10 protein-coding genes are annotated in these 18,771 nt (G+C 29.2%); 6 read left to right on the top strand and 4 right to left on the bottom strand.

Annotated elements, in window-relative coordinates; translation table 11 throughout:
- Nucleotides 1–1,841 precede the first annotated feature (1,841 nt).
- Nucleotides 1,842–2,525 carry a protocatechuate 3,4-dioxygenase gene (locus EDL80_RS03555; RefSeq protein WP_158406807.1) on the bottom strand — a complete coding sequence of 228 codons (684 nt, stop codon included), beginning with the start codon at nt 2,523–2,525 and terminating at the stop codon, nt 1,842–1,844.
- A gap of 1,212 nt (nt 2,526–3,737) precedes the next feature.
- On the opposite strand from EDL80_RS03555, the gene EDL80_RS03550 reads away from it, so the two are divergent.
- The 4 genes from EDL80_RS03550 to lipB all read left to right on the top strand — a co-directional run bounded on the left by EDL80_RS03550 (nt 3,738) and on the right by lipB (nt 7,559).
- Entirely contained in the window at nt 3,738–4,313 is a 576-nt protein-coding gene (locus EDL80_RS03550; RefSeq protein ID WP_158406806.1) for a hypothetical protein, read from the top strand.
- 88 nt (nt 4,314–4,401) lie between these two features.
- Complete coding sequence (locus EDL80_RS03545; protein ID WP_158406805.1) at nt 4,402–5,904, top strand: leucyl aminopeptidase; 1,503 nt, start codon at nt 4,402–4,404, stop codon at nt 5,902–5,904.
- Nucleotides 5,905–6,134: 230 nt separating this feature from the next.
- A complete protein-coding gene (gene purN, locus EDL80_RS03540) occupies nt 6,135–6,764 on the top strand; it encodes a phosphoribosylglycinamide formyltransferase (protein WP_196492751.1) in 630 nt (209 codons plus the stop codon).
- Nucleotides 6,765–6,899: 135 nt separating this feature from the next.
- Entirely contained in the window at nt 6,900–7,559 is a 660-nt protein-coding gene (gene lipB, locus EDL80_RS03535) for a lipoyl(octanoyl) transferase LipB (RefSeq protein ID WP_269144136.1), read from the top strand.
- Nucleotides 7,560–9,322: 1,763 nt separating this feature from the next.
- Here the strand turns inward: lipB and EDL80_RS03530 are convergent.
- Together EDL80_RS03530 and EDL80_RS03525 are read right to left on the bottom strand one after the other, a co-directional pair.
- On the bottom strand, nt 9,323–10,669 hold the full coding sequence (locus tag EDL80_RS03530) for a dihydroorotase (protein WP_158406802.1): 1,347 nt from the start codon (nt 10,667–10,669) through the stop codon (nt 9,323–9,325).
- A gap of 714 nt (nt 10,670–11,383) precedes the next feature.
- Nucleotides 11,384–12,028, bottom strand: coding sequence for a phosphopantothenoylcysteine decarboxylase (locus tag EDL80_RS03525; protein ID WP_158406801.1), 645 nt, complete (start codon nt 12,026–12,028; stop codon nt 11,384–11,386).
- Between the two features lie 228 nt (nt 12,029–12,256).
- Here EDL80_RS03525 and fumC point away from each other — a divergent pair, with 228 nt between their 5' ends.
- Nucleotides 12,257–13,642, top strand: coding sequence for a class II fumarate hydratase (gene fumC / locus EDL80_RS03520; RefSeq protein ID WP_158406800.1), 1,386 nt, complete (start codon nt 12,257–12,259; stop codon nt 13,640–13,642).
- A gap of 109 nt (nt 13,643–13,751) precedes the next feature.
- Nucleotides 13,752–14,069: a hypothetical protein gene (locus EDL80_RS03515; RefSeq protein WP_158406799.1), complete on the top strand. Its 318-nt coding sequence runs from the start codon at nt 13,752–13,754 to the stop codon at nt 14,067–14,069.
- A 1,373-nt stretch (nt 14,070–15,442) separates the two neighbouring features.
- Here the strand turns inward: EDL80_RS03515 and carB are convergent.
- Complete coding sequence (gene carB, locus EDL80_RS03510) at nt 15,443–18,673, bottom strand: carbamoyl-phosphate synthase large subunit (protein ID WP_158406798.1); 3,231 nt, start codon at nt 18,671–18,673, stop codon at nt 15,443–15,445.
- Nucleotides 18,674–18,771 lie beyond the last annotated feature (98 nt).

The raw sequence follows: 18,771 nt of genomic DNA, 5'->3' as shown, positions 1-18,771 counted from the left end.
CAGTTTAAAATAGGTTTCATCGTCAATATTGTGCTGGTATTGCCTTATGGTGAATCTTTGTTATTTGTCTTAGGATAAGTATGGCTAATAGTTTTGGGTAATTTTATTTAGAAAGTATATTGTTAATGATAGAGTATGAAAATATTCATATTCTCTCTCAAAAAAAAGTAAAGTTAAATTTTAGAAGCTAGTGTTATTAGTCAATATTATTTTGGAATAAGTGGGCCTTATTTATTTGTGTTCAAATAAGTATGGTTTATGGTCTTAGTCGGGTTTATTTGAACAAAAATATTCCTGGTATTAAGTACAGGAGTAGTGTTATTTTATTCAAGAAAGGAATTAGGATAGGCTTTAGATATCAATGTTATGATCAATATTGTTTTTAGAATAGGTGGATCTTAATTTATTTGTGTTAAAAATAAGTATGGTTTATGGTCTTAGTCGGGTTTATTTGAACAAAAATATTCTTGGTTTGAAATACAGGAGTAGTGTTGTTCTATTCAAGAAAGGGATTAGGATAGGCTTTAGATATCAATGTTATAATCAATATTGTTTTTAGAATAGGTAGACTTTAATTTATTTGTGTTCAAATAAGTATGGTTTATGGTCTTAGTCGGGTTTATTTGAACAAAAATATTCCTGGTTATTAAGTACAGGAGTAGTGTTATTCTATTCAAGAAAGGGATTAGGATAGGTTTTAGATATTAATGTTATGATCAATATTGTTTTTAGAATAGGTGGATCTTATTATTTGTGTTAAAATAGGTATAGCTTTATAATCTTGAGCGGCTTAATTTTGAGATATGGAAACAGTATTATTCTATGTTAGAAAGAGGTGAAAGTAAGTTTTATAGATCAGTATTATTATGTTGATGCTACTAATAATTGAGTCTTATTTTATTTATCTTGGGATCAATCTAACTTATAGTTTTAATCGATTTTAGTTAGAAAAATATTCTTAATTATAGGGGTATGAAGATAGTATTATCCTATGTCAAAAAGGGTGAAATTAAGTTCTAAAAATCAGTGTTATTATTTATGTTCTTAATGTAACGGAATCTTCTTTTATTTATCTTGCGATCAATGTGACTTATAATTTTGATCAATTTTAGTTAGAAAAATATTCTTAATTACAGGGTATGAAAATAGTATTATCCTATGTCAAAAAGGGTGAAATTAAGTTCTAGAGATCAGTGTTATTATTTATGTTCTTAATGTAACGGAATCTTCTTTTATTTATCTTGGGATCAATGTGACTTATAATTTTGATCAATTTTAGTTAGAAAAATATTCTTAATTACAGGGTATGAAAATAGTATTATCCTATGTCAAAAAGAAAAAAATGAATTTTATAGATTAGTCTTACTTTCAAGTAATCTTATCCTAAAATGCATATTTAAAATAGATAGCCTTATGTTATATTTGTACATAGCACTATAACTTATTGCTGTGATAAGGCCTATTATTATAGATACTTTTTAATTAAAATTGACCAAGATCATAAGCTAACACCTATTCCAATACACACAAAAAGCTTTACATATACTACAGTAACATCAACTACAATAACTAATCTATACAACTATACTCTAACTCTTCTTCGAGATAGAATAACATTGTTTTCATATCTTATAATTAAGAACACTCTTTCAATCAAAACCAACTACGATAATAAGTACCATACTTACTCTAATACAAATAAAGAAAAGCTACTCAGCCTAGAATAATATTAACTATAAAACGTGTCTATAATAATAGGCCTTATCACAGCAATAAGTTATAGTGCTATGTACAAATATAACATAAGGCTATCTATTTTAAATATGCATTTTAGGATAAGATTACTTGAAAGATTTATAAGGACTCTTGCCTTCAATTGTGATATTAAAGTGATATGTTTTTATCCCAAGATGATTTGTAGTATATTGAGCTGTTAATAGATCTTGTAATTTTGTATCATTGATTTCTTTAAATTTTGTATATTGATTGTTATCATATTCTGGGAAAAACATTGTTGTATTAAATTCAGGAAATTCTGAATGCTGTAACATAAAGTGTACATGTGGAACTTTATTTTTATTGTTAGTTCCAGGCATAATGGTGATGAAACCATAATTTCCTAAATTATCAGTAACTGATTTTCCAGAACCAATAAACTGGTAATCATACATATCCAATTCTTCTGGAATTAATTCTAACATATTACCATTATCATAGGGATTATGTTGATATATTCCATATGCATTGGTATGCCATATAAAAACATTAGCTCCTCTAATAGGCATACAATTTGTATCAGTAACTTTGCCAACAATATATATAAGCTCTCCTTCAGCTGATATCGGACTGCTTATTTTACGTCTTAGGTTATTTGATAATGAAAATTTACTTGGTTTATTACTAAGGTCATAGATTTCTGGGGTTTTTTTATTACAATTGACTAATACAGGATCGTTTGCTACTGCAATATCTGTGTACATAGTACTTATAAATACGCATAATAATAACTTTGCTAAGTAATTCATTTTATTACCGTAATAAAACTTTTAAGTGATAACAAATTAGTATTCCATGCTGCATTATATAATTCAACTTAATTTGATGCAATGTTGTATTCTATAAATATCTAAAGTGTATTGCTATATTTTTATTATATCAATTATGTAGATATTTGTACTATGGTTAATAAAAAAGATGTTTATAGTTGTTTAATAAACATTTATTTCAATAATAATCTGATAGATTAGTATTAGACTGAGAAATCACTATCAGTCTAATATGTTTTGAGTGGATTTCTAATATTGATTGTTATGAATTTATAAAACAAAAGGCTATTAATTTATAAATTAAACGGTTCTTAATGTATTTATTATGAATGTATTTTGATAGTGATTTTATTAACACAATGAATTTTGTGCATCTGTAGAAAATTTGCATGGATTAAACTAAGGATAAATTATTCACTATAATTAGTAATTGTGAAAATTAGGATTATTTGTACCTAGTATGTAATACTACGAAAGTAATGTTTAATGTAAAGTAGACTGAAAGTGTTAAGAAGAAAACTGATGAGAAATATAAATGTATTGTATTATTATTTTTCAAAATTTAGTAAACACAGGATGTACTGTATATCGGAAAAAATGAGCTTGAGAGGAAAAAGGATCTTCTAGTATGTTACTAATGCAGGAGCTCAGATACAATGTTTATTGATCGTTTTAGAATTAGTATAAACTATGTAGTATTTTATGTGTTGTGTCATAAATTAGACTTAACTTGCTTGATTTTGCTGTTAGCATTATTGGATATAGAGCTATAGAGTGCCAATGTTATGTAGGATATTTTATATATTCAGTACTAGATATTATTGTATGAATCAATGATAATGTAATATTTTCTAATGTATTAGAGTAGGGAAAAATAAACATATATCTTGTGTTAAGTGATTATGATTGATGGTGTAATTTAAAACAATGTTCATTATAGTATTATTGTTAAGTCTATAATTAAGTAATGTATTTTACTACTGTTATTTTGAAATTAAGGGTGTGGTTTTTTTTAATATATATTGTCAGTTTATTAACAATATAACTATTCTATGTTAATAAAAATAACATTAGGGGTTATATATATGATATCTTGTCAAGCAATTTTGTTAACTAATATTAAAACTTTTATTGAATAACTTAAAAAAGAGAATATAGTAATTTCAATTTATATGTTTGAGGGGTATTAAAATGATAGATATAACATTTCTAGATGTATACAGTGGTTTTGCTCAATTGGTAAATACACAAGTAATAGTATTAGGTATTTTTGAAGGAAGTAATCACTTAGAAGATTATGGGTATTTTAGTGATGATAACACACTTCTTGAAAAGATTAGAAATTGTAAGTCTTTTGAGAATGGTAAATTTGGGAGAGTCATCACAATTCCTATACAATTAGGTGATCCAGTTTTTCCTACAGTGATAGTAGTAGGGCTTGGTTTATCTCAAGATTTTGATAACGAAAAGGCTTTAAAGCTTGGTAGTATAATATATTCTGAAATTAGTAAAGCTAAGGCATTAGATAAAAGTATTGTTCCTGACCAAGATTTCAATGAAGATGCATCAGTTATTACTATTAATGATAGTAATATAGCTGCACATATTGCTTACGGTGCATTTTTACGTAGTATGGAAATGAATAAAGACGGTATAGAAAAAGAAGATGATGGCTATGTACATGTGAAGAAGTTGGTTTGCTTTTTAGGACCACGTCAAGTTTCAAAGGCTACTGATTTTTTTAATACTCTAAAAAATGCGGGATAAAATGCTTTATTAAATATTGAGATTTTGCTTGAAAAGCTTTAAAAAAAGACTAGATTATGTATCTGAGTTATACCAATAAAGAGTAGTCATGATAAATATATCATTTTTAAGTTTAATGTCTGGAATATCTGCGTTATTGAAGACAACGGTAATAGTTGTGGGTATTTTTGAAGGGAGTCATCACTTAGAGGATAATGGCGCGTTGGAAGGTTATCATGATAAGATTATGGAAATAATAAATGGATATCAATCTTTTGATGGTAAGTTTGCAGAGGTATTACCAATTATTGGTTTAGAAAAAAATTTTCCTGTTGTAATAGTAGTGGGGTTAGGTAAAGCTGAAGATTTTAATGACAATAAATCCTTAAAAATTGGTGGTGTAATATATTCTGAACTTAATAAGATGAAAGTATCAGAGGCATCGATTATTAGTAGTAATGATAGTAACCTAAGTGCTAATATTGCTTACGGAGCACTTTTGCGTAGTTTTAAATTTGATAAGTATTTTGTGGAGAAAAAAGATAAAAACTCAAGTTATTTGAATAAATTGGTTTTCTTTTTAAAGAGTAACCCGCAAGAATCTACAGCTTTATTTGATGCTTTAAAAGCTGAGGGTGAATCAGTATTCTTGGCTCGTTCTTTTGTTTCAGAACCTCCTAATATTTTATATCCAGAGACATATGCTCAAATGATATATGAAGAGTTAAGTAAAGTTGGTGTTGAAGTTGAAGTATTTGATGAAGATTACATGAAGGCAAATCAGATGATGGCACTTCTTGGAGTAGGTCAGGGTAGCGCTAAAAGGTCTAGGCTTGTAGTAATGAAGTGGAATGGCACTGGAAACTCAGACAGTCCTATAGCATTTGTTGGAAAGGGTGTGACTTTTGATACTGGTGGTGTATCATTAAAGCCTTCTAAAGGTATGTGGGATATGAAGTATGATATGGCAGGATCTGCTTCTGTTGTTGGAATTATGCGCACTCTTGCTGCAAGGAAAGCAAAGGTTAATGCTGTTGGGGTAGTAGGGCTAGTTGAGAATTCAGTAGATGGAAATGCACAAAGACCAAGTGATGTTGTAATTTCGATGTCTGGGCAAACAATTGAGGTTTTAAATACTGATGCAGAGGGAAGGTTGGTTCTGGCTGATGCTTTATGGTATACTCAGGAAATGTTTTCTCCTAAGCTGATGATAGATTTAGCAACATTGACTGGTGCAGTAGTTGTTGCTTTGGGAAATAATCAATATGCTGGACTTTTTTCAAATGATGATAATATTGCAAATCAGTTGATTGTAGCTGGCAATGAATCTGGTGAAAAGTTATGGCGCTTACCTTTAGATGAAGCTTACGATAAGCTTATAGACTCGTCAATTGCTGATATGCAAAATATTTCAACAAAAGGATATGGTGCAGATAGTATTACTGCAGCACAATTTTTACAAAGGTTTGTAAATGGTGTTCCTTGGGTGCATTTGGATATTGCAGGTATGGCGTGGGATTCTGAAGGCACTGAGATATGTCCAAAAGGTGCAACTGGTTTTGGAATAAGGCTACTAAATAGATTTGTGTCTAAATATTATGAAACTCATTAGGATGTCCTTATTAGTATTTGATATTTTATTGAAATAGGCTGTGTTTAACATTTTAGGCATACTTAAGTAAATAAGTAAAAATAATAAATATTAGTTTATGTTTATTATTTTGGTTTTTTATTTGATAGTTTACTATTTTTTTGCAGTATTGTTATTGAGATAAGAGTATGCTCTTGTGGGATTAAAAGTTTACGTTTATAATGCTATTTTGTATGGGTTAATTGATGACTATGAAGCCACTTAGGTTAGGTATTTTAATTTCAGGTAGAGGTTCTAATATGCAAGCACTAATTAATGCTTGCCAGCGGGATGATTTTCCTGCGAATGTGTCCTGTGTTATATCAAATAAACCCAATGCAAATGGTCTAATACTTGCGCAGCAGAGTAATGTTAAAACTTTTGTAGTGCAAGGTCGTCCTGTAGATTTTGATGCTATTGATGCTATACTTGAAGAACATGAAGTAGATTTGATCTGTCTTGCAGGTTTTATGAGTATTGTGCCTGAAAAGTTTATCAATAAGTGGCTGTATAAAGTTATTAATATACATCCTTCTCTTTTACCGTCATTTAAAGGGTTAAGTGCACAAGCTCAAGCGTTAAAGGCTGGGGTAAAGATTGCTGGATGTACAGTTCATTATGTATACCCGGAAGTTGATGGTGGTCCTATTATTGTACAAGCAGCAGTGCCAGTATTTTCATCTGATGATGTGCAAGAACTTGCTAATAGAATATTAAAGATGGAGCATATTTGTTATCCTAAAGCTGTAGAGTTAATTGCTCGCAGCAAGCTACAACTTAATGATAGTTTGGCTTTGTCATCGGAAACACTACATCTATTTTATAATGAAACTTTTGTCTAAATTGCTTTTTGGTTGAGATGATGATGAAAAAGGTATTAATATGACAAAGTACCATGGTGGTATGTTTTTCAAAGTTGTTATGATTACTTTTTTGTCTTTAGTTTTATGTTTTAGTAAACTTTCTATTGGTTTATTATAGTATTATCTCAAAGTGTTGTTAATTGTATGGAGTGGAAGATTGAATCTTTGCCTGTACCTTATGAGCAGGCTGTAAGTTTGATGCAACAAAGAGTAGAGGGTATAGCTAGTAAGTTGCAGGATGAGCTAGTGTGGTTGCTTGAACATTTTCCATTGTATACAGCTGGTACTAGTGCAAAAGGTGAAGAGTTATTAACTGATAGTTTATTTCCTGTATATACTACAGGTAGGGGTGGTAAATATACTTATCATGGTCCTGGTCAAAGAATTGCTTATGTAATGATGGATTTAAAAGTAAGAAATATATGTAATGTTAAATTATATATTGAGAGTTTGGGGAAATGGATTGTTGAAACATTGAAGCATTTTTCAATACAATCATATTTTAATCCTAACTTAATAGGGGTGTGGATAGACCATAATGGAGTTAAAGAAAAAATTGCTGCATTTGGTATTAGAATAAGAAAATGGGTAACATACCATGGAATGTCTATTAACATTTTTACAGATCTTTCTCATTATTCAGGTATAGTGCCATGTGGTATAAAAGAATATGGAGTAACTTCACTTGAAAAATTGGGAGTAAATGTTTCGTATGAAGAGTTTGATGTTATATTAAAGAAAGAGTTTTATAAAATTTTTCCTTGTGATTGTTGATTTAGTTTAGTGATTAATCGACTACTCATTATTAAATGGTAATATTTGTATTAGTATAGAGCATGTGAAAATTCTGAAAGTCAATGTTTTTATAAGCTTCTAATTAAGTTTATAGATAATTTTTTCTAAGAATTATAGGACCATTATTTTGTTATTCATATGTAATGATGTATTTAACTTATGTAGATTACAATGATTTTAATTGGTAATTATTGTGTATAAATAAACAATGTTAGGTATTTTGATATTAAGTAATAGAAAGAGTGTGGTTGCTTAAGAGTTGTATTAGTTTATTATGCCCTTGTAGTAATTTTTTTTTCTTTCTTTCATATTGTTGTAGTACTATTTTATCAGGGAGTTATGGATTAATACATAAATATTTATAAGTAATATAAAATTACTTACTTACACAATAACAACTACAGTAAAGAGATAGTACTCAAACATTATATAGAAGACTATAGAGAAACAACTGTTACATAATTAAAAAAACATTCCCTTAATTATATACACTCCCTATATCATTTAGGAAATTATAAAGCTTGCCAGAAATTCATGTTTTATAATTCATGTGCTTCTAGAGTAAGCCATATTGACGTTAATTAACATAATTGATATTTCTACTTCTTTTTAATGTTATCAGTAAGTTATATTTACACAATTTAGCAGATTTGATTATTAAACACAACTATTCCCAATACATATCTACTAAAAATCTTTTACATAATTCCCTGATAAAATAGTACTACAACAATATGAAAGAAAGAAAAAAAAATTACTACAAGGGCATAATAAATTAATACAACATATAGATTGATATTTATACATTATGTTGATTAAATAACATTGACGTTAAGTAATTTACTAGAATTAGCATAAGAAGTAATAGTAAGTGTAGGTATTATTTCGTAGGTAATGTTTAATGTATTTTTGAAATTGCTAGTTCATTGTAATGATGTCAAGAAAAGTCCTAATAGTTTTAGTGAACGCTTTGTCTAATATAACTTTACTATATGTATATTTAGTATGTATATAGTTTTGTATAAAGGGAAGTACTAATAATGTGATTGATGTTTTATCTCATGTAATTTTGCTGTGTATGTGTTTGGTGGCATCATAGGTCTATGAGGTAATGTAAGTAGATACAGTTTTGTTTTATAAGTAATGTTTTAATGTATGGTTTTGAATGTTGATTAGCTTTATATAAAGGGAAGTACTAATAATTTGATTGATATTTTGTTTAATGTAACTTTGCTGTGTATGTGTTTGGTGGCATCTAGATCTATAAGGTAATGTAAGTAGATACAGTTTTGTTTTATAAGTAATGTTTTAATGTATGGTTTTGAATGTTGATTAGCTTTATATAAAGGGAAGTACTAATAATTTGATTGATATTTTGTTTAATGTAATTTTGCTGTGTATGTGTTTGGTGGCATCTAGATCTATAAGGTAATGTAAGTAGATACAGTTATTGTTTTATAAGTAATGTTTTAATGTATGGTTTTGAATGTTGATTAGCTTTATATAAAGGAAAGTACTAATAATTTGATTGATATTTTGTTTAATGTAACTTTGCTGTGTATGTGTTTGGTGGCATCTAGATCTATAAGGTAATGTAAGTAGATACAGTTTTGTTTTATAAGTAATGTTTTAATGTATGGTTTTGAATGTTGATTAGCTTTATATAAAGGGAAGTACTAATAATGTGATTGATGTTTTATCTCATGTAATTTTGCTATATGTGTGTTTAGTAACATTTTAATCTATAAAGTTTGCCTTTCAAATTTATATGTAGTTTTTCCAGAAACTACTGTTCTTAATACTTTACCTTTTACTTTGCGATTGTGAAAAGGAGAATTTTTTGATTTGCTTGCAAATTTTGATATATCAATAGTCCATTCATGATCAAGATCTAATATAATAAGGTCTGCAGTAAACCCTTTTCTTATGCGTCCTCTTGGTACCTTAATAATATCTGCTGGCTTATATGTCAGCGTTGCAAGTAAATCTATTAAAGGTATAGTGCCATTGTGATACAATTCTAAAGAAATTGGAAGCATTGTTTCTAGTCCAACTATTCCAAAAGCAGCTGTGTCCAAAGGTAATTCTTTAGAACCTGTGTCGTGTGGGGCATGATCTGTTGCTATGCAATCTATAATCCCACTTTTTAATCCTTCGATCATACTAATACGGTCACTTTCAGTACGTAAAGGAGGATTCATTTTTGCAAAAGTACCATGTTGTATGACATCTTGTTCTGTTAAAGTAAGATGGTGAGGAGTTACTTCACAAGTAACTCTTAATCCTTGATTCTTTGCTTGTTTGATTATGTCTAGAGAGTTTTTAGAAGAAATATGTAGAACATGGTAATGTACATTTCTTAGGTTATTCATTAAAGTTATGTCACGATTGACAATGATGGATTCTGAAATATCAGGTATTCCTTTTACTCCTAATTCGTATGACACTTCTCCTTCATTGATACATCCATTGCTTGATAGATTTAAGTCTTCTGCATGTTGGGCAATAACTGTGTCTAACATACTTGAGTAATTTAATGCTTGTCTCATTATAAGGGAATTCATTACTGGCATACCATCATCAGTAAAGCCAACTGCTCCTGCATCTTTCAATAAGGCCATATCGGATAGTGAGTTATCAGATTTTGTTATAGAAGCATAAAACTCTATGTTTACATAAGCAGTTTCTAACGCTCTCATTTTTATGTATTTTGCAATGATGACATTGCTAATAGTAGGTATAGTGTTAGGTTGACAAACTACAGTAGTTATACCACCTGCAGCAGCTGATTTGCTTCCTGTTTCAATAGTTTCTTTGTGTTCCTGACCTGGTTCACGAAAATGTACATGAATATCAATTAGTCCTGGCATTAATATATTATTCTTGCAATCTACTACTTCATTGATTCCAGTGGGTATACCGTTAGCAAATAAGTTACTTCCAAAGTCTACTATTTTATCTCCTTTAGTAAGAAGTGACCCTGTGATGTCTAGCTTGGATTCTGGATCGATAATTCGTGCATTAATGTATGCAACACTATAATCTTTATGTTGTCGATTTCCTAACAACTCCCAAAATTGCTGATACACCTTGAATGCCTAAAAAACTTAAAATTGAGTAATTTGTATAACGCTTATCTACAGTACCTATAAAGGGTTAAATAGTCAATTAATTTGTATGTACGAATTTCTTTTTAATGTATAGATATCTACTTATGATAATGTTTATGTTATAAGTCATACTGTGTTAATGTATGCATATAATTTTTGCTATTTTACTTTATGTGATACTAATGTGATATTAATGTAATAAAAATGGTGCTGTAAAATATATCAAATTTACATGTAAATTTGATATAGATAGGACTATATAGTTATTTATATATTTTATAATTTTTTGTTTTGGATAATTAAAAGCCTTTAATATAGGTTTGTAAGATTTATTATCTTACTGATAGTGTTTATGGAATCAATAATTTTATTATAGTTTATTGTAAATTATACTCTACATGATTCAGTGGTTTATAAGGGTATTAAATTATTTTGATATACTGACCCTACAAGTAATATATCAATAATAAATTTGTTATCAATTTCTTCTTAATTTTAGCAATTTGCATTGTATTGAAAGTATTTAGTAATTGATATTATATGAAAAAGTGATGGTTATATGTTTTCTATGTTTTAATTGGAATAAATTATTTAATATGGTTTCATATATTTGATAGTTAAGTATAATTATTTATTAGGTAGATAATTTTAGATCTTTCAGTAAACTGTTATTGTAATTTCAAAAAAATTTTCTTAGTTTACTAAATTATTATCCAAAAAATCTATGATCTTTTCTGTGATTAATCTAGCAATTTCTTTTTTTGACATTATTGGAAATTCATAATGTTTATCTTGTGTGATAATAGTAATTTGATTATTATCATTTCCCATAACTTCTTTGTTATTAATGTGTAGGGTGTTTGCGATAATCCAGTCGCATTTTTTATTAAGCAATTTTATTTGTGAGTTTTCTATTATATTTTCTGATTCTAATGAGAATCCAATTACTAGTTTAGGTCTTTTTTTATGAGTACTTATTTGATATATAATGTCTGGGTTTGGTGTAACTTGAATGTTTGTAATTTTTTCTTTCTTTATTTTTATGGAGGAATATACAGGACACCAGTCAGTTACTGCTGCTGCAAATATTGCTATGTCTACTGGTAATAGCTTTATACAAGTTTGTAGCATTTCATGTGCAGTGTTTATGTATATAATATTTTCTATATTATCGCATTTAATCTCTACTGGCCCGGATACTAGGTTTACTTTCCATCCAATCTTACTCATGTATTCTGCTATTGCATAACCTTGTTTACCAGAAGAATTGTTACTTATATATCTTATAGGATCTATTTTTTCACGTGTTGGCCCAGCTGTGATTAGCACATTGATCATAAAAACTAATATTATATTTTATTTTGCGCTTTTATTGTAGTACAAAAACTGTAGAATATATAGTATAAAAAATGAATAGTACATGTGAAGAATTAAAGTGTACATGATGTTTTAATTTATGGTATACATGTTTTGTTAGATATATTAATGCAACGAGCTATCAGTGGACATGTATGAGAAACTGGATTATATAGGTTCTGTTGTTGCGAATTAGGGATTAAATAAGTTATGAGAAAAGAAAAAGATAGTTTAGGGGAGGTAGATGTACCAGCATGTCACTATTGGGGAGCTCAGACACAACGTTCTATTGATAATTTTAAAATTGGTTCAGAGAAAATGCCTAAGTCTTTAATAAGGGCGCTTGGACTTGTAAAATTAGCTGCAGCTCGTGTTAATATGAGAAATGGTGACATAGATGAAGTTATAGGTAATGCAATTTGTGAAGCTGCTGCTGAAGTTGTAGATGGCAAATTAGATGATGAATTTCCTTTAGTAATATGGCAGACTGGTTCTGGCACTCAAACTAATATGAATGTTAATGAGGTTATAGCAAACCGTGCTATTGAGATTTTGGGTGGGGAGAAAGGTAGTAAATTTCCAGTTCATCCGAATGATCATGTAAATTATTCGCAATCTTCAAATGATACTTTTCCGACAGCAATGCATATTGCTGCTGTTACTGAAACCGAAAATTTCTTATTGCCAAGTTTGAAGAATTTATATGATGCTTTGCATAGTAAATCTATAGCATTTCAAAATATTGTGAAAGTAGGGCGTACTCATCTCCAAGATGCAACTCCATTAACTTTAGGGCAGGAATTTTCTGGGTATGCATATCAAATTTTACAAGGTATTGGCCGGGTCAAAGTAGCGTTGAGTAACTTGCTTGAATTAGCACAAGGTGGTACTGCAGTGGGTACAGGTATTAATTCTAGAAAACAGTTTGATGTTCATTTTGCAAATGAGATAAAGAAAATGACAGGTTTTAATTTTGTTTCTTCTGTAAATAAGTTTGAAGCTTTGGCTACACATGATGCATTAGTTGAATTTAGTGGTGCTTTAAATGTTATTGCTGTCAGTTTAATGAAAATTGCTAATGATATTAGATTGCTAGGTTCAGGTCCAAGATGTGGTATAGGAGAAATTGTTTTACCTACAAATGAGCCAGGATCATCTATAATGCCAGGTAAGGTTAATCCTACTCAATGTGAGGCGGTAACTATGGTATGTGCTCAAGTTATGGGTAATAATGTAACTGTTAGTATTGCTGGGTCGAATGGTCATTTTGAATTAAATACATTTAAGCCTGTGATAATTTATAATATTTTACAGTCTATTAGGTTATTATCTGATGCTAGCATTAGTTTTGTGCAAAAGTGTGTATATGGAATAAGGGCTAATACAAAACGTATTTCATTTTTACTAGATCAATCTTTAATGTTAGTCACAGCATTAAATAAATATATAGGTTATGATAATGCAGCAAAGATATCAAAAACTGCTTTTGAGCAAGGTATAACATTAAAAGATGCTGCTATGAAGTTAAAGTTGATAAGTGAAGAAGAATTCGATAAAATTATAAAGCCAGAAAATATGGTATATCCTACTAGCTAGCATATTACTAGTGTATTATTGATATTATTAATCTTACATCTAATAATATTGACAACTTGCGTTATGTAGTTATAATAGTTCTAAATGTAGTATTTTATGTAGTAGTTTTATGGCGGATGAAAATTATAAGGATGTAATAAAGCAGTATATAGATACAGTAAAAGAAATTGTGGGCGATAGTAAAACTTTTGAACAAATGTTTGAATCTGTTGTAAAGATTCAAGAAAAGGTTATGACGGCTAGTGCTCAAAGTAATGAAAATGGAGCTTTAACTGAAGGAGAGTCAAAAGTGAAACGTATAGGAGCTAATAGTGATAGTGTAGCTCATACTCAAATTAATGAGGTTTTAGAAGAACTAAAAATGCTCAGGAAACGTGTTGCAAGGCTAGAGCGTCACGTTCTTAAATCTAATAAAAATGATAGTTAAGTATTTTTTTCTAGTATTCTATCGAATTATTTATAAATAGCTGTGTAGGTTTTCAATTATTTTACCTTTACTCATGTAAGATGTTAGCATGTGATTTTAGTGCTTTATAGATGTTTCTGATATAGTTGTTTTATGTGTTTCATATATCTAGAGTAGTGGGGGTTATGTAGTATATGTCTTATTAGGTATATAGAGTCTTTGTTTTGGTTATTGTTAAAAGAGTTGCTTTTGCTACTTGTGGTTATGTAGGCTTTTATTAAATTTAGGTTAGAAGCTAATAAGATTTAAAGTTCCTTTTGATTATCATAATATGTTATTTTGTATGTAATTAGTATTTCTTAGGGCTTATCCTTTATTAGGTGATGATTAAGTTGTTAGTAGGTACTATATATATTTTGAAGAATCATTTGAGAGATATTAATTGCTGTAAGTACTTGAAAATTTGCTCTTTTTATGTATATGTGTTCTTTTCTTTAGATAACATTGTTATTGTATAATATGATTCGTGATGTATTTTTTATAACTATTGTAAAGAATACATATTTGTGTATCTGTTTTTTTATATTACATTTAATGTTAACTTTAATCAGCTTAAGTTATGTAATTATTATATTGCTCATGTTACTAGTAATGTTTATTTATGAAGTTGTTAATTTAATATTATACTATTTGTTAAAAATGGTTATTATCAGTAATAATGATGTCGAAGTATTATAATTAGTGTTCTTTATGATAAAAGGACTGTATATATGTTTTGATCTTGTGTAAGTAATCAAATCTTATTTATGTATCATAATAAAAACTGTATTTATGCATGTATTTTGAAGTTCTGATTTTATCATGATTTACTATATACTATATAATATATGTTTTTTTAATGTTAGTGTTAGTTTTTTTATTTAAAAATCTGGTGTTGAACATGTTTTTAGACCTCAATAAACATTTTTTTCTATATGTGTAATTAAGTCTATGGTTTTCAGTATTGTTATCTACAATATTCTAATTTGTTTCTTAGAATATATTATTATAGTACATCACGTTAACTTGTTTTTATTGTATTTTTAAGTATCTAGTTATTTGTACTGATAAATTATATGTTGTATTTGTTAGTACAACTGTGATGATTAATAAAAAAGATAGCTTTTTGATTATTGTATGATTAATTCTGAATCTTATACAACTATATAATACGTATTAATTTTTTGATAATTACTTGAGATTAGTTGTTTGAGTATTTAGTTATAAGAATTTTATAATATTACAGGTAATGCTGCTTATATTGTTATTTATTACTCATGTATTTTGTTTTTTTATAATGAGTAATAGTTAAATTTATTACTTATTTAATGAATTTAATATAAACCATTGTGTTATTATTGTACTGTATATTCCTGCATAGACATTACTTGGATTCCTTGTTTTCTTGAAGTTCTGATTGCTAGTACTATAGCTTTTGCTCCAGGTATTGTTGTACTATATGGGATTTTTTTTACCAGTGCAGTTTTTCTTATGCTGCTGCTTTCTGAAAATGATTTTATCCCTTCGGATGTGTTAATCACTAAGTTTATTTTTCCATCTTGTAATAAATCTAGTATGTGTGGTCTTCCTTCTCTAACTTTGTTGACGTGTTGTGTCATTACTCCAGCTTTGTTCAAATATGTAGATGTGCCCGTAGTAGAAAAAATAGTAAAACCAATTTCTTTTAATATTTTTGCTGTTTCAAGAATTAGTGGTTTGTCTGAATCTTTAACAGATATAAAGGCTGCTCCTTCTGTTGGAAGTTCATATCCTGCAGCCATTTGTGCTTTTGCAAAAGCGATTTCAAATGACTGATCAATTCCCATAACTTCCCCGGTGGATTTCATTTCGGGTCCTAGTAATACATCTATATTAGGAAATCTTGAAAAAGAGAAGACTGCTTCCTTGACAGCAACATACTTAAACTTATGCTCAAGATTTTTAGGAAGTTTTTTACCTAATACTACTTCAGTTGCAATTTTAGCAATAGGAACACCTGTTGCCTTTGCAATAAAGGGTACAGTTCTACTGGCTCTGGGGTTAACTTCCAGTATGTAAATTTCACTATTATATATTGCGTATTGTATGTTGATAAAACCTTGTACTTTTAATGTTAATGCGATTTTCTTGGTATAATCAGCTATAGTTTCTATTATGTCTTTTGTTAAGGTATATGCAGGTAAAGAACATGCTGAATCACCTGAGTGTACACCAGCTTCTTCTATGTGTTCCATTATACCAGCTATATATACATCTTCTCTATCACAAATAGCGTCTACATCAACTTCAACTGCATTGGTTAAAAATTGATCTAGTAACAGTGAACCATGATCAAATATGTTTTTATGTGTTGAAAGATAGTTAAGCAGGGCATTTTTATCTCGTATAATTGACATTGACTGTCCGCCTAGTACATAGGATGGTCTTGCTAGTATGGGAAAATCTAAGGTTTGTATGTGCTTGAGTAATTCGTTTTCAGAATTACATGTAATATTAGATGGCTGTTTTAGATTTAATTGTGTCAGTAACTGTTGAAATTTCATTCTATCTTCAGCTAAGTCTATAGAATCAAAAGATGTGCCAAGTATATTGATATTTTTTTCTTGTAGTACTTTTGCGAGTTTTAAAGGGGTTTGACCTCCAAATTGTACAATAACTCCTAATAAAGAGGATGTTTCCTGTTCTTTATATATGATATCTAATACATTCTCTCTCGTTAAGGGAGAAAAGTATAATTTATTTGAAATATCATAATCGGTAGAGACGGTTTCTGGATTACAGTTTATCATTATAGATTCATATCCCATTTTTTTTATGGTATGTGCTGCATGTACACATGTATAATCAAATTCTATACCTTGACCAATACGATTAGGACCACTTCCTAAAATTATAACTTTTTTGTTATTTGTTATCACAGATTCACATTCGGGTTTAGTAAGTGTATTACCTTCATAGCAGCTATACATGTATGATGTATTAGCTTCAAATTCTCCAGCACAGGTATCTATATGTTTATATACAGGTTTTACAGATAGTGAGTATCTTAGATCTTCTACGTACTCTACAGTATTATTACTTAAGTATGCTAATCTTGCATCTGAAAATCCCATTTTTTTTAACAATAGTAGTTTTTCTGCGTCTTCCGGTAGTCCATGGTCCTTTATATATTGTTCATGATATATAATGTTTTGGATTTGCATTAAGAACCACTTATCATATCCTGTGATTTTATTTATTTCTTCTATGCTGATATTATGTCTTAAGGCATCTGCTATGATAAAAATTCTTTCAGGGGACAGTTTCACAAGAGAATTATAGATTTGATCTATATCTACGTTACTATCAAAAAATTCATCTAGTCCACAGCATCCAGTTTCGAGTGAACATAATGCTTTTTGTAGTGATTCAGGGAATGATCTACCAAGTGCCATTACTTCTCCTACGGACTTCATACAAGTTGATAATTCTTTGTCTGTTCCTCGGAATTTATCGAAATTAAATCTTGGGATTTTTGTTACTATATAATCGATACTTGGTTCAAAAGATGCAGGAATAGCGTTTGTACAGTCATTTTGTATTTCATTTAAAAAGTATCCTACAGCAAGTTTAGCAGCTATTTTAGCTATAGGATATCCTGTTGCTTTTGATGCTAATGCAGATGATCTTGAAACCCTTGGGTTCATCTCTATTACGAGTATATCATTGTCATTTTTTGGATTAATTGCAAACTGTACATTAGATCCACCAGTATCTACTCCAATTTCTCTAAGGATAGAAAAAGATATATCACGCATCTTTTGGTATTCTATGTCTCGTAGAGTTAATGCTGGTGCTACTGTTATGCTATCTCCTGTATGAACTCCCATCGGATCAAGATTTTCTATCGAACATACCACTATGCAATTATCTCTACGATCTCTTATTACTTCCATTTCGAATTCTTTCCATCCGATGATGGATTCATCTACTTGAACTTCAGATATTGGTGAGATACTTAATCCGTATTCTACATTTTTTTGAAATTCTTCTTTATTATATGATATACCTCCTCCTATACCACCTAGTGTAAAGGATGGTCTAATTATTGCTGGTAATCCTATGTATTCTAAAGCATGATTTATTTCATCTGCATTTCTTATAATGATGCTTTTTGGGTATTTTACACCGATTTTATCCATTGCTTGACGGAACAAATTTCTATCTTCAGCTTTTTTTATTGCTTCTTTTGTAGCACCTATTAATTCTACATTATATTTTTCTAATACTCCTGCATCACAGAGACTTATTGCAGCATTTAAAGCAGTTTGTCCTCCGACTGTTGGAAGTATAGCATCTGGTTTTTCCTTGATGATTATTTTTTCTAAGATGTGCTGTGTTATTGGCTCAATATATGTGGCATCAGCTATTTCTGGATCAGTCATTATTGTTGCAGGGTTAGAGTTAATCAAGATAATTCTGTAACCTTCTTTTTTTAATGTTTTGCAAGCTTGTGTTCCTGAATAATCAAACTCACACCCTTGTCCTATGACTATTGGACCAGCTCCAATTACTAGTATTGATTCTATATCTGTACGTTTTGGCATGATGTAATAAGAATTAAGTTCCTAATAATATAAACTACTAAGACTGAATCTTCAAAATAAAAAAAGTGAAAAATTCATCTATTTATTTATTCAAAAGT

This window comes from Ehrlichia ruminantium (assembly GCF_009728835.1).
In the GTDB taxonomy this organism is placed as follows: Bacteria; Pseudomonadota; Alphaproteobacteria; order Rickettsiales; family Anaplasmataceae; genus Ehrlichia; species Ehrlichia ruminantium_B.
This window is presented reverse-complemented; position numbering and strand designations above follow the sequence as displayed.